A 13,818-nucleotide genomic window follows, 5' to 3' on the forward strand; every position below is an offset into this window, starting at 1 on the left:
GCACCCTGGCATGCGCGGTACCAGAGATCGCTACGCCCGCCGCCGAGCGTCTTGATCAGTCCGTGGCCGGCATGGGCATGGCTGTCGACGAAGCCCGGCATGATCGCCATGCCGCGCGCGTCGATGATCTCGCCCGCCTGATGGTCCCGCGCCACTTCATCCGAAGGACCGACGGCGACGATGCGGTCGCCCTTGATCGCCACCGCCCCATCGGGAATGATCCGCCGCTCGGGGTCGATGGGGATGACGGTGCCGTTTCTAATCAGGATATCTGCTTCCATGTCTCAAACGCTCGCTGCTACAGGCTCGTTGGAAAATATACGATCGAGCGACGGCGCCAGGCGCAGAAGCTCGCGCGTATACGCAAGCTGCGGGGCAGAAAACTGCGTTTCCGTGTCCGCCATTTCAACGCTCTCCCCCACCTTCATGACGGCAACACGGTCGCACATCTGTCGTATCACCGCCAGATCGTGGCTGATGGACAGGATCGAAGGCCGGAAGGAGGACGGGATCGCCGCCGCCGGGATCAGCCGGCAAACCTCGCGATGAGGCCGCCATCGATCTGCCAGTTGGCGCGCCGGTCCCGAACGACGCCTCATCGGAAATCAGAAGAAGCGCAATTTGCAATTTCCTGCGGCAATCGTTGATACTGAAACTGCGAAGCTAACTCGCGAAGGCCCGCCAAAGAGGAGCCGGGTGAATGAAACGAACCCTGCTGCCCGCGCTGGCATGCGGACTACTATCAGCAGTCCACGCGCAGGCGATGGATGTGACCTATCGCGGCGATCCCGCTGGTACGAAACGCACCATCGCGATGCAGGGCTCGATCGTACCCGGAGATGCCGATCGTGTGCGCGCGATGGTCAAGAATCTGCCCTCCGGCAAACGACTGATCGGCTTTTCGATCATCTCTGATGGCGGCGATGTCGCGACTGCGATGGCGCTGATGAACATCATCACCGAAGTCGGCCTTCCGCTCATGGTGATGGGCTGGTGCGCCTCGGCGTGCGGCTATCTAGCGGCGGACGCAGCGGCGCATGGGAACCTGTACCTGGCCCGCGAGGCGGACGTTCGCGTGCACCGCGATGCCGATGAAAACGGCAACGACGATCTCCTCGACAGTTTCGCTATCGCCGTGGTCTTGCACGGGCGGGGCGTGTCGAAAGCGATCGCGACGAAGATCATTGAGACGCCCTCCTCCAAGTTGGCGTCTATCACCGCCGATCTGATCGAAATGGGCGCGCAGAAATACTGAAATCTTTCGCATCCGGACGTCGACCCGTGGCGCAGGGCTACTTTTCGCCGAATGGTGGAATTGGCTGCGATCCGATCAAGAGAACCCGGCAACCGCGCGCGGTATATAATGTTCCTCCAATCGGAGAACGTCCTCCGGGCTAAGCTTGACGTCGAGCGAGGCGACCGCGTCGGCGATATGCTGGGGCTTGGAAGCGCCGACGATCGGTGCGGTGATCGCCGACTTGGCGGATACCCATGCCAGCGCAACCTGGGCCGGCGGAACGGCTTTCTCCCGCGCGATCGAAGCGACGGTCTCGACAATCCTGCGGTCGCCGTCCGCGGTGCGGTCGCTGTAGAGACTTTTGCCGTATTCGTCGCTCTCCGATCTCGCCGTCTGTTCGTCCCATGGCCGGGTTAGCCGGCCACGCGCCAGCGGACTCCACGGTATCACACCTATCCCTTCCGCAGCGCAGAGCGGCAACATCTCGCGCTCCTCTTCTCGATAGAGAAGATTGACGAAGTTCTGCATCGTGACGAACCGCGCCCAGCCGTTCGCCTTGGAAATGCTGAGCATCTTGGCGAACTGCCAAGCGTACATCGACGACGCGCCGACATAGCGCACCTTTCCGGCCCTGACGACGTCGTTCAGGGCTTCCAGCGTTTCCTCCATCGGCGTGGCGTAATCGAAGCGATGAATTTGATAGAGATCCACGTAGTCGGTCCCGAGCCTGAGGAGCGACGCGTCGAGCTCCTGCATGATCGCCTTCCGACTGAGGCCAGATCCGTTCGGACCCGCCCTCATTCTGCCATGCACCTTCGTGGCGATAACGACTTCCTCGCGACGGGTGAAGTCCTTCAAGGCGCGCCCGACGATCCCCTCCGACGAGCCGTCAGAATAGACGTTGGCTGTATCGAAGAAGTTGATGCCCGCTTCGATCGCCTGCTTGATCAACGGACGGCTCTTCTCCTCGTCGAGCGTCCAGGGATGTCCGCCGCGTTGCGGCTCCCCGTAGGTCATGCATCCCAGAACCACTCGGGACACGTCCAGTCCGGTATTGCCCAGCTTGATATATTCCATGTCATTCCCCTTTGAGTTCGGGAAGCCAATTGGCATCCTAGAAGAGACCGCATCTCGTTTACAGCCCTTAAACCGATGTATGCGTGCTGCGGATCGACGCGCCGCCAACTTCCACGATCTCCGACGCTTGCGGTCCGCCTGCCGGATGGCCATGTTCTTGAGGCAAGCCCCCTGACAAAGGTGGACCGCTCAGTCGGCTCTCGTTTTTTAGAAAAGCGCATACTTGATGTTCCATTTCATTCTTGGCCTCCCCTGGCTCGTCGTCCTCGTTCGCTTCCTCCTTCCCCTTCCCTGGATCCTGCCCGTTAAAATCCTGATCGCCGGCGTCCTTCTGGTCGCCTCACAGCATCTGGTGATCAATCGAATCTCGTCCGGTTCGGTGTTCGCACCCGAGTATCCGAGGCCGCTCATCATCATCTTCAACCTCCTTTTCGGCGCGACCGTCCTGCTCGCGGTCTTCCAGCTAGCGCTCGATGTCGTCTCGTTGGTCGTGATGCTGATCGGCGGTCGGTACCCTGCTCCTTCGCCCGAGGTTCGCTATGTGATTGGTGCGGCGGCCCTCTGCCTTGCCGCTTGGGGCGTCGTTCAGGCGGTGCGCGTACCTCCCGTGAAAGACATCGAGATTGCCATTGCAGGCCTTCCTCCGACGTTCGACGGATACCGGCTCCTGCAGTTGACCGATCTCCATATCAGCCGGCTATTCCCGGCATCGTGGACGGAAGCCGTCGTCTCCCGCTCGAACGCTCTCGATGTAGACCTCGTCGTCGTCACCGGGGATTTCATCGACGGGAGCCTTGAGAAGCGCCGAGGGGACGTCGCACCGCTCGCAAAGCTGCGTGCACGCGACGGCGTGTACGCAATCCCCGGAAACCACGAATACTTCTTCGGATACGAAAACTGGATGCGTCACTATGCCAGCCTTGGAATGCGGATGCTGACAAACCGCCATGCGGTCATCGAGCGCGACGACGCCCGGATCGTCCTCGCGGGCGTGACCGACCACGCGGCAGTCGGCCGGAAATTTCCTGCGCCGGATCTCGCCGCGGCGTTGAAGGAAGCGCCCGACGGAGCGCCTGTCGTCCTTCTCGACCACCAACCGCGGATGGCCCCACGCGCGGCAAAAGCGGGCGTCGCCCTTCAACTTTCCGGCCACACGCACGGAGGCATGGTCCTCGGCCTCGACCGCCTGGTCGCGCGAAGCAACAACGGCTTCGTGTCAGGCCTTTATGACGTGGATGGCATGCATCTCTACGTCAACAACGGTACTGGTTTGTGGCCCGGTTTCGCGCTTCGCCTGGGCAGGCCGTCCGAACTTACGGTCTTTACGCTTCGAAGGAAGGCTTGAGGAAGAGCCCTCCGTTCCGGGAAGAGGACTCAAGCTTCGATCAACTCGCTACATCTAACGATCTGTTGATGCGCTATATAAAACATGGCAATTTCACCATTCGCGCACCCTGAACGGCTGGAAGAGAACAATTGACGTGCGTCTCATGTCCCTGAACATCGCGCCCACCCCGCTCGCAATCCATGCGTCCGTTACGCGGACGGCAATCTCGCCTTCGTTTCCGGCCAGGGTCCAGTCATGGACGTCAAGGGCAAACCGGGCGCCCTGGTCAGCGAAGAGGACGTTATCAAGGCTGCCCCGCTCGCTGCCATCATTCTTCGATATTTCACGCTAGTGGTCTGCCCTTGATTTACTCAGCAATCGATTCTGCTCCGCTGAACCAATACGATGCTTGCGTTGTTGGCTCCGGCCCAGCGGGAATCGTATTCGCCCTTGAAATGGCCCGTCTTGGAAAGAGAACGTTGGTTCTTGAATCAGGTGGCCTCAAGGCGGACGGGCGGCAAGCTTCGCTGTCAGATGCTCAGATTGTAGATCCTTCAAAACACGACGACATGGCAATTGCGGTCTCCCGGCAGCTGGGAGGCACATCAAACCTGTGGGGTGGACGCTGCCAGCCCTTCGATCCTATTGATTTTCAAGCCAGGCGTGGACGGGTGGACGCGCAGTGGCCGTTTGCGCTCTCTGAACTGGAACCGTTCTATCAGATCGCTTGTCGCTATTTGTCCGCTGGAAATCCGGTTTTCAAGGAGGATGAAAACCGGCTGACGGAAACTGCTTTTGACGTTCGTCTTGAGCGTTTTTCAAATTCTCCAGCGGTTCAAAAGACGTTCTGGCGTGAGCTATCGTCGTCACAGCTTGTCGACATACGGCTGAACTCGACCGTTACATCAATGAGCTATCTCGAAGATGTCATCACCGACATCAAAGTTAAAGGGCCAGGCGATACGGAGACAGTTGTTCCGGTAAAGCGCCTCATAATTGCAAGCGGCGGGCTCGAGAGCACGCGACAGCTACTTATCTTACAAAGGAAGCATCCAGGCCTCTTCGGCGGATCTGACGGCCCGCTTGGAAAATATTACATGGGCCACCTGATCGGAGAAATTTCCGATATCGTGTTTAACGAGGAGGAATTAGCTAAGAAATTTGATTTCTTCCTTGATGGCAATGGATCCTATGCACGGCGACGTCTCATTCCTTCCGACAATACGCAGATAGCGGAAAATCTATTAAACGTATCTTTTTGGCCGGTAGTCCCGCCTGTAGCAGATGCACGTCATCACAGCGCGACGCTGTCTACCGTATGCTTGGCTCTTGGCTTTGCGCCACTGGGTCGCTTGTTGGTAGCCGAAGCAATCCGCAAGCGTCACATTCCGGAATCGATCGATTGGCGTAGCCATATCCGAAATGTTCTAGGAGGTCTGCCCGAGACCATAGCCTACATCCCGTGGTTTTTTTATCATCGATATTTTTCTGCGATGCGTCTCCCTGGGTTTTTCATAAAAAACGCGGGACGGCGTTATGGTTTATCCTATCATTGCGAGCACAGTCCAACCGCAGAAAGTCGGATTTGGCTGTCAGACGAAGCAGACCGAAATTCCATGCCCAAACTCGTTATTGATCTGCGGTTTTCTCGCAAGGATGCCGAGGCGTTACTGCGAGCACACGACAGATTGAACCAATGGCTGGTAGACACGCGTTTAGGAAGTATTGAGTACAGGCAGCCATTCGCGAATTCGGTGGATGCAATTTTGGCTCAAGCTTCGCATGGAACACACCAGATCGGCACTGCACGCATGGGCACGGATCGACACAACGGCGTTGTGGATCGTGATCTTTTGAGCTTCGATTGTTCGAACCTCTATGTCGCAAGCTCTGCAGTTTTCCCCACATCTGGCCAATGTAATCCGACTTTGACAATTGCGGCTCTTTCAGCGCGGCTAGCGCAGAAATTGGCAAGGGAATGCAGTTGACGTTGTCAGGTTGGACAGCTTCCAGCGCGCTGGCTATGATCCGCGATGCCGGGATCGAGCATGCACACCCCATCCTAGGCCTGCTGTGATACCACTCTAGCTTGGGCGAGATTGGCCCTGCTCCGTCCGGACATCTATCAATTCGGACCGAAAACCGGCCTCGCAATATTACAGATAATCGCAGCTCAAGACTCGACAACGGCATGTATTAACGATAGGATTTCAACTATAGATAGGGACGTGGTTTTGAGGCGGGAGCCGGCATGCCACCGGACTATATTGATCTTTTCCAAACGCACTATGAATTGCTGGTCGGCGCCAATCGGCAGGTGACGTTCAGCGAGCAGAACGCGGCGCGGGCGGAGTCCGCAGTCGCGATTAACCCGCTCAATCCTGCGAATATGACTTGCGCCTCGAAACGCTTCTACGACCGCGCGAACTATAAATCGTCGATCGGAATCTCGTTTACGAAGGACGGCGGGCAGAGTTGGACGGAAGTCCCATTGCCTCCAACCCCGAACCATCCAGAGTTTACGTGGCTGGTCGATCCGGATGTCGCGTTCGACGGCAAGGGCAACGCCTATCTTTGGGCGGAACCGGTCGATAAGCCGCCGGGGCTCGAGACGATCGCCATGGTCGCCTACCGCTCGACCGACGGCGGGGCGAGCTACACGGAGACGGCGCTCCTCCACAACGACAACGCCGACGACAAGGGATGGATTGCCGCCGACGAGCGACCCTTCGGCGCCCACGCCGGCACACTTTATGCAGTCTGGGGCGCTTCCACACCGCTGCGTTTTGCCAAATCGACGGATCACGGGTCGCACTGGACCGGTGTCGGCGGCGGCCCGGCTGGCGCGGATGTGTTTCCGCCCCATACTTGTTTCGCCCCCGCCATGGGGATCGACGGCGACGGCGTCGTCCATGTGGCGTGGCAGATCCCCGGCACCTCGACGCTCACATATACGCGCTCGAAGGATGGGGGACAAAGCTTCGAACCCTTCCGCACCGTCGCCAGCGGCATCGTTACCTTCTCTTCAGCGCTCAATAGTCTTGAGGGCTGGCCGGTGCTGCCGGGCGCCACATTCCGCCTGCTCACCATGGCGACGCTCGCGATCGACGGCGCGGGCCGGGTGATGGTGGCCTGGCCGGACATGCGGCAAGGGGTTGGGCGAATCTACATGGCTCTGTCGACCGACGGTGGCGACACCTGGCCTGTGGCGATGAGCAGCGTGCCGATCGATCCGACCTACCCGCTCGACCAAAACCACCAGTTCATGCCACAGCTTGCCTGCGCCGGTGGTGTCTTCGGTTGCGCCTATTACGAATTCGACGCCACGCTCAACCCGCGCCGCATCCACGTCAAGCTGACGCCGCTTTGGCCGGCCAAACCCCATTTCGACCCGCCGGTGATCGTCACGAGCCACCCATGGGACCCGGCTATCAATGCCCCGATCGCCCACAACACAACGTCGGTCACCTTCATCGGCGACTATTTCGGTATCGCAGCGGGCGATGATTTTTTCGAGTTGGTTTGGACCGACACCCGGACCGGCCTGCAGGAGCTTTTTTCCTGCAACGTCGAGGTCAAGGCACACACCCGCAGCGTGCCGGAGATCGTTGCTACCATCGTTGCCGGCGTGATCCAGGACGGCGGCGGCTGGGTGATAATCGGCGGTCATATCGTTCGCATCCCCCCGTGGGATCCAGGCATCGACATCCTTCACGGACTGGCGGCTGTGGAATCGGCAAAGCAGATCAAAGGTGCGGTCGGCCGGACGCTTGAGGCGCAGGCGCTGAAGGCAGTTGCAACCCTTGCCGCGAATGCCGCGAAAGTGGCGTCGGCGAAAGCGGCGGCACAAAACGTGGGCGGCCGATAGAGACTAGTATCGTCGAACTCCACCGTGGGCGATTGGTGGTCGGTCAACCGCACCGGCTATTTCGTCACCGCCGAGCCCTGCCGACCCGAGAACCGCGACGAGATCTTCACCTCCTAGCGATTTATTTTGGCCTGGCCGGAACCTTCCTCGTTTCAGCATCTTTTGCCTTCGCAGCAGGTGCGTCATGAAAGGAGATCCACATGCTTCGTCTACGTCCGAAGATCACAACAATTGCCATCGCATCTGCGGTTGCGCTTGGAAGCGCTGTTCCATCCTTCGCCATGCCGGCGCCCACGATGCCTGCCGGTGAGGGACAGGTTTCGACGAATGTCCAGCAGGTGGACTGGCATGGACACGGCGGCTACTACCACGGCGGATACGGCGGTTATCACCATCACGACGACTATTGGGGTGCGTTGGCCGGCTTCGGCGTTGGCGCGCTGGTCGGTGGCTTGATCGCCAACCAGCCTTACTACGGCGGCAATTACTACCAAGGCGGCTACTATGGTGGATATCCCACAACCGGATATTACACAGGGCCCAGGTATTATGGCCGCTACGTGACGCCCAGGTATTATGGGCCGCACCGAACCTATGTTTACCGTCGAACATATTACCATGGATACGGCTACTACCCTGCACATCGCCCCTACGGCTACTATCGCAATGGTTACCGTTATTGAAGTCTTCACTGGAGCGCCTGCTTGACGCGATCCGGCTCCTCCAGCTGAAGCCGCTCGACCTCTCGAAGTTGGCAAAGGTTAGTTACAAGAGCGAGTTTTTGCGGCCGGCGCCGGTCTACTCCTCGCGGAATGCGCGATTGAATTGGTCGGTCAATGGTTTGGAGAGAAACGACATCGCCGTTCTTTCCTCTGTCGAAACGAACACTTCCACGGGCATGCCTGGGACGAGCTTGTTGCTTCCGAGCTTTGAGAGTTCGTCGGACGGGACGACGATATCCGCTAGATAGAAGACTTGACCCGTCGAAGGATCACTGCTGGTTGCGGCCGACACATAGGCGACTTTGCCGTGGAGTTCTGGAGTCGCGCGTTGGTTGAACGCTGAAAAGCGCAGCTTTGCCGGTTGGCCGACGAAAATCTGATCTATATCCGTCGGCGACAATTTGGCCTGTATCTTCAAGGCCGCGTCGACGGGGACGAGCGTCACCAGCTTTTCGGCCGGCGTGATCACTCCACCGATGGTGTGAATGGACAGCTCGTTGACCGTGCCGGCCAGAGGCGCCCGAATATCGGTACGCGCCAGCCGGTCCTCGATCGCGACCCGGCGCTCCAAAAGCTCGGAGAGCTTCGGCTCGACGATGCCGAGTTCCCGTTGCGCCTCCGTGCGTGCGGTTTCGTCGATCGCGATGATCTGCAGCTGGATTTCGCTCATCCGGGCGCGGGCGCGGGCGATGTTGGCCTGAATTTCGCCGCGCTCTCCCACAAGCTTCGCCATCTCGCGGTCGATGATGTATTTGCGTGACGTGTCAATCAGTCGCTTGTCGGTCAATCCCTTGATCTTGTCGTGCTCGGCCTTCACCAGGGCGATCTCATCTGCTTTCGAATCGCGCTGCGAGCTGAGCCCCCTGATTTCTTCGTCCAGCTGCGATATTCCCAGTTCCAGCTGTTGCTTCTGGCTCTTGCGATTTTGGTGATCGCCTTCGAAGAGGCGGTTTTCGCCGAAGAAGATACGCGGGAATTCGTCGCGCTTCACGCTGAGCTCCGGCGAAAAATCGATTTTGTCCAGGCTGTCGCGCTCGGCCATCAGCCGAGCCTGGCGCGCCATCAGTTCAACGAGCTGCGTGCGCACGATCGACAGTTCCGCGCGGGTCTGGGCGTCGTCTAGCCGAAGCAGGATCTGACCCTTGTTGACGAAATCTCCTTCCTTGACGGCAATCTCGCTGACGATGCCGCCGTCGCGATGCTGTATTGCCTTCAAGTTCTGCTCGACCATCACCACGCCCGACGCAATGACTGCGCCGTTCAACCGCGTGGTGGCAGCCCATCCGCCGGCACCGGCGAAGAGGAGCAGACCAAGGGTGAGACCGGCGACAACGCGCGCGCCGACCGGAAAAGCATTGTCGTCTTCGCTGTCCCGTTCCAGGCGATGTATTTTTTGTTCTCTTTTGCCGAACATGTTTCGCTCCATCCGCCGTAACAATGCGGCTTCACTCAGGCGTTTTCGACAATCATCAACAAATGATGGCCGCTCAGATTGATGGTCATTTCAAAGTTCTCGTCTTGGTCCATGTCGACCTCCACCAACGTCTCCTCAAGGTCCCCCGTCGCCTGGTGCCGGACCCTGATCGGCAAGGTCTCTACCTTTGAATCCTCGCCGTAGGTTTCCTCGAAGCGGTCCGCCAGGCTGTCTAATGCCTCTTCGAAGATCCGGTATTTCGACATCTCGATCCGATCGCCGACCATGAAGTCGAGGATCTGATGGATGACCTCCGCACCGGAACTGCCTTTCGGGATCTGGAATTCGAATGTATCCGCGCCATCCCCGCCGGAAAGGACGACCGCCGCCGTTCCGACCAGCACCGCGTCGTCGCCAGACCCACCGACGAATTCCTCGAAGCCAGCGATGACGTCTCGGCCGACATCGAAGCCGGTCGCCGTGCCGGTCGTCAGGTCGATGAGAACGCCGTGCGCTGCTGCCGAATAGTCCAGCGTATCGAACCCCGCCTCGCCCCGGTAGCAGTCATCCGCACCATCGGCCGCCGCCAGCACCATGTCGTTGCCAGCGCCACCCCACACGTCGTCGGCGCCTTGACCATCACTTAGGGTGTCGTTTCCGGCACCGCCCGACAGGGTATCGGCGCCGGATTGGCCGCTGATGGTATCGTCTCCGCCACCCCCGACAAGAGTATCGTCCGTGGCACCGCCGCTGATCGCATCGGCGCCTTCGCCCCCCTTGATCACCTCGAAATTCGTGATGGTGTCGGCGCCTATCTCAGAGCCGCTGGCGCTGGCCGCAACAAGGTCGATGACGACAGACATCAAGGATGCCGAATAGTCGAGCGTATCCACGCCTTCGCCGCCGTCATAGATATCGGCGGCTGAATCCGCGTCGCCTGCGACCGTATCGTTGCCCTCACCGCCACGTATAATGTCCTGCTCTGCTCCTCCGGCCAGAAAATCGTCGCCCGTACCACCATCGAGAATGTCGGCACCGGCCTCGCCAAGGACAATGTCGTTGCCGTCGCCGCCATCGAGCCTGTCGTCGCCATCATCGCCGTGGAGAAGGTCGTTGCCCGCCTCCCCGGCGATGATGTCTGCGCCCGCGCCCCCGAAAAGCATGTCGTCGTCGTCACCGCCGCTGATTGTATCGTCACCGCCGTCGCCGAAAATGATGTCCCGGCCGGCATCGCCAAACAGGCGATCATTTCCGGCGCCGCCCCATATCTGGTCGTCGCCCAAGCCGCCAAGGACGATGTCGTTGCCGCTGCCGGCGAAAATGACGTCGTTGCCGCTGCCGGCGATGATATGATCGTCACCGGCGCCGCCATTCACCGTATCGTGGCCGCCGCGGCTGTCGATATTATCGTTGCCATCGCGTGCATCGATGTCATCGGTGCATTCTGTGCCAAGCATGACGTCGTCCGCGGTGGTGCCGACGATCGGCGGGTTCCTGAGCACGTTGAACATCGCGGTCTGAAATACCGAAAATTCGCCATCGGTGATCTGGTAGGTGATTGTGACCGCGCCAAGCATTGAAGGATCGAATAGCCAGCCGTCCGCCGCCTGCGTGAGTGCCCCCGACGACACCGTGATGTTCTGTACACGAAGGGGGTCGCCATCCGGGTCCGAAGCGCCGCGCAACAGGTCGGCCAAACCGATCAGAGTGATCGCACATCCATAGACATCCATGAGATAGACCGGACCGCTCGTCCTGCATGCGCGGTTTGCTGGCTTGTCGCCGTCCGGATCCCGCTCATCGATATCATCATCCTCGGCCCCGTCCTCGTCCTCAGGGGTGGTCTCAACGGCGCTCTCACGATCTGGCGCTGCGCCCGGAGCGCCGCCCGAACCGCCTCCGCGATTTCCTCTCCTCCCTGCTGTCCACGCGTTGTCGTTGGCGGCAGGAAACGAAACCGATATCCCGCCCATTTCCTTCAGCAGAGCGAAGCTCGGGAGGTTCAGATGCTGGAATTCGATCGCGGGCGAATCGCTGAGCATGAAGTCGGACGAATCCCGATAGGCGAACAGTCGCTGGCCTGAGCGCATTGGCCGATCCGCTTCCCGCTCGGCGGCTTCGACATCCGCGCCAGCATCAGGGTCGCTCGCCGGAACTGCATCCGACGAACTTGGCGTCGGCTTTTCAGCAGCATCCGACGCCTCTTCCTCCGACACCGCTCTGGTCAAACTCGGAAACGCGCTTTTAAGATAGAGTGCCAATCCAGTGAGAAGCATCGTGAAGAAGAGCGGTGCGCTCGAACGCTTGTCCTGGCTCTTCAGAACATAGTGCTCGTGGGACTCGTCCGTCTCCGGCTTAGGGGTTTTGGTTCCCTTGACATCAATCATTCTGACACCCTCGCTACGATGCGCTGCGCGTGTTGCGCGGCCGGTGCGGGTCGGTTGAATGTTTCGGCGGGAGCGGCCGATTTCAGGATTTCATCCTTTGGTCCGAACGCGATCATCTTCCCGTTCTGGATGACGGCAACCAGATCGACGGCCGTAAGCGCACTTGGCCGGTGTGCGACCACAATGGCTATTCCGCCACGCTCCCGAACAGCCTTGATCGTCTGGGTAAGCGCCATCTCGCCCTCGGCATCCAAGTTCGAGTTGGGCTCGTCCATGACCACGATGAACGGATTGCGATAGAGCGCACGCGCCAATCCAATACGCTGGCGCTGGCCGGCCGAGAGCGATGCACCCTGCGGCCCCAAGGGTGTGCGGTAACCATCGGGCATGCGGACGATCATTTCATGAATGCCGGTGATTTGCGCAGCCTCGACGATGGCACGGGGGTCGGCCTGCGGCTCGAGCCGCGAGATATTTTCTTCGACCGTTGCGTCGAGCAGTGCCACGTCCTGCGGGAGGTAGCCGATAAACTGGCCGAGATTGCTGTCGGTCCATTGCGTCAACTCGGCATTGTCGAGCCTGACGCTGCCGCGCAGCGTCGGCCAGATGCCGGTGAGCGCCCGGGCCAGTGTCGTCTTTCCCCCGCCGCTTGGCCCAATGATCCCCAGTGCCTGGCCGGCCTTGATCTCAAAACTGACCTCGCTGATGAGAACACGGCCCGATCCGGGCGCTGCGACAGTGATCTTCTCCACTTTCAAGGAATCGACGGGTGGGGGCAGAAGCAATGGCGAGTCGGTACCCGAAAGGGCAATGACCGTTTCCTTCAGCCGTTGGAAGGCAGTGCGCGCAGCCACGACGCTCTTCCAGTTGCCGATCGCAAGATCGACGGGGGCAAGTGCACGGGCCGATGCCACCGACGCCGCGATGATAGAGCCGGCGGAGAGCTCGCCCTTTATCGTAAGCCAGGCGCCAAGGCCAAGGACTGCCGATTGCAGGATCATACGAAGCACCCGGGACAAGGCGCCGAACGTGCCGCTGATGTCATTGGTGCGCGTTTGCAACGCCAGATGGTCCTGGTTGGCCTGCCGGAAGCGATCGACCGCCCTTCCCGCAAATCCCATCGCCTTCAATATGTCGGCGTTCCGCGCATTCGAATCCGCGATGGCGTTGCGTGCGATGGCCGCCTGATGCGTGGCGCTTGCCAGCCGGCGCGTCATGAGTTCCGTCACGATCGTCAGCATGGACAGAACGAATGCGCCAGCGAAGGTGAGCGCGCCCAGATAGGGATGGAGCATATAGACGAATATCAGGTAGAGCGGCATCCAGGGCAGGTCGAACAGAGCAACCGGCCCCTGACTGCCGAGAAAGCCGCGAACCGTATCGACGTCTCGACCGCGCTCGAGTGCCTCCGCCGTAGAGAAGCCGAAGCGGGGCATGTCGATCGCCACCTGATGCGCCATCGGGGAAATTTTGCGGTCGAGACGCGCGCCGACACGGACGAGCACCTGCGAACGGATGATGTCGAATAGACCTTGAAATAAGTAAAGCCCGATCGCCAGGAGCGACAGGCCGAGCAATGTCGGTACGCTGCCGCTTGCCAGAGCGCGATCATAGATCTGCAGCATGTAGAAGGAGCCGGTCAAAGCCAGAATGTTGATGAGGCCGGAGGTGATGAAGAGAAACACGAATATTCCTCGAAATCCTCGCGTCAGCTTTTCCGCATTCTTTCGCTTAGTGCCGGTCAAAGGAGCTTTGGAACGCATTTTCGGTCACCGATTCTGCTGTT

General features: G+C 59.7%; 10 protein-coding genes and 1 pseudogene. 5 read left to right on the forward strand and 6 right to left on the reverse strand.

Annotation, left to right across the window (positions count from 1 at the left end):
• Together AB4048_RS13645 and AB4048_RS13650 are read right to left on the reverse strand one after the other, a co-directional pair.
• Window positions 1-281 (reverse strand): amidohydrolase family protein (locus AB4048_RS13645; protein ID WP_442202507.1); only part of this gene is annotated, 281 nt, incomplete at its 3' end.
• A gap of 3 nt (window positions 282-284) precedes the next feature.
• Window positions 285-491, reverse strand: a pseudogene (locus AB4048_RS13650) (ABC transporter ATP-binding protein); the annotation flags it as partial.
• A 209-nt stretch (window positions 492-700) separates the two neighbouring features.
• Between AB4048_RS13650 and AB4048_RS13655 the strand changes: the two are divergent.
• Window positions 701-1,255, forward strand: a complete 555-nt coding sequence (locus AB4048_RS13655) for a hypothetical protein (protein ID WP_442202508.1) — start codon at window positions 701-703, stop codon at window positions 1,253-1,255.
• Window positions 1,256-1,330: 75 nt separating this feature from the next.
• On the opposite strand, the gene AB4048_RS13660 is transcribed toward AB4048_RS13655, so the two are convergent.
• A complete protein-coding gene (locus tag AB4048_RS13660; RefSeq protein ID WP_442202509.1) occupies window positions 1,331-2,314 on the reverse strand; it encodes an aldo/keto reductase in 984 nt (327 codons plus the stop codon).
• 226 nt (window positions 2,315-2,540) lie between these two features.
• Between AB4048_RS13660 and AB4048_RS13665 the strand changes: the two genes are divergently transcribed.
• The 4 genes from AB4048_RS13665 (at window position 2,541) to AB4048_RS13680 (ending at window position 8,192) form a co-directional block, all read left to right on the forward strand.
• Window positions 2,541-3,659, forward strand: coding sequence for a metallophosphoesterase (locus AB4048_RS13665; RefSeq protein ID WP_442202510.1), 1,119 nt, complete (start codon window positions 2,541-2,543; stop codon window positions 3,657-3,659).
• A 344-nt stretch (window positions 3,660-4,003) separates the two neighbouring features.
• Window positions 4,004-5,629 (forward strand): GMC oxidoreductase, encoded by a 1,626-nt coding sequence (locus AB4048_RS13670; protein ID WP_442202511.1) that lies wholly within the window; start codon window positions 4,004-4,006, stop codon window positions 5,627-5,629.
• A gap of 263 nt (window positions 5,630-5,892) precedes the next feature.
• The gene (locus AB4048_RS13675) at window positions 5,893-7,509 is read left to right on the forward strand and encodes a WD40/YVTN/BNR-like repeat-containing protein (protein WP_442202512.1); all 1,617 of its coding nucleotides are present in this window, start codon (window positions 5,893-5,895) and stop codon (window positions 7,507-7,509) included.
• 200 nt (window positions 7,510-7,709) lie between these two features.
• Window positions 7,710-8,192: a BA14K family protein gene (locus AB4048_RS13680; protein WP_442202513.1), complete on the forward strand. Its 483-nt coding sequence runs from the start codon at window positions 7,710-7,712 to the stop codon at window positions 8,190-8,192.
• A 115-nt stretch (window positions 8,193-8,307) separates the two neighbouring features.
• Here AB4048_RS13680 and AB4048_RS13685 read toward each other — a convergent pair whose 3' ends face one another.
• The 3 genes from AB4048_RS13685 to AB4048_RS13695 are packed head-to-tail and all read right to left on the reverse strand — an operon-like array spanning window position 8,308 to window position 13,795.
• Window positions 8,308-9,645 (reverse strand): HlyD family type I secretion periplasmic adaptor subunit, encoded by a 1,338-nt coding sequence (locus AB4048_RS13685; RefSeq protein ID WP_442202514.1) that lies wholly within the window; start codon window positions 9,643-9,645, stop codon window positions 8,308-8,310.
• 35 nt (window positions 9,646-9,680) lie between these two features.
• Window positions 9,681-12,032, reverse strand: a complete 2,352-nt coding sequence (locus AB4048_RS13690) for a calcium-binding protein (protein WP_442202515.1) — start codon at window positions 12,030-12,032, stop codon at window positions 9,681-9,683.
• Window positions 12,029-13,795 carry a type I secretion system permease/ATPase gene (locus AB4048_RS13695; protein ID WP_442202516.1) on the reverse strand — a complete coding sequence of 589 codons (1,767 nt, stop codon included), beginning with the start codon at window positions 13,793-13,795 and terminating at the stop codon, window positions 12,029-12,031. The genes AB4048_RS13690 and AB4048_RS13695 overlap by 4 nt, the downstream gene beginning before the upstream one ends.
• Between the last annotated feature and the right edge of the window lie 23 nt (window positions 13,796-13,818).

It is taken from the genome of Rhizobium sp. RAF56 (assembly GCF_052113965.1).
Taxonomy (GTDB): Bacteria; Pseudomonadota; Alphaproteobacteria; order Rhizobiales; family Rhizobiaceae; genus Rhizobium.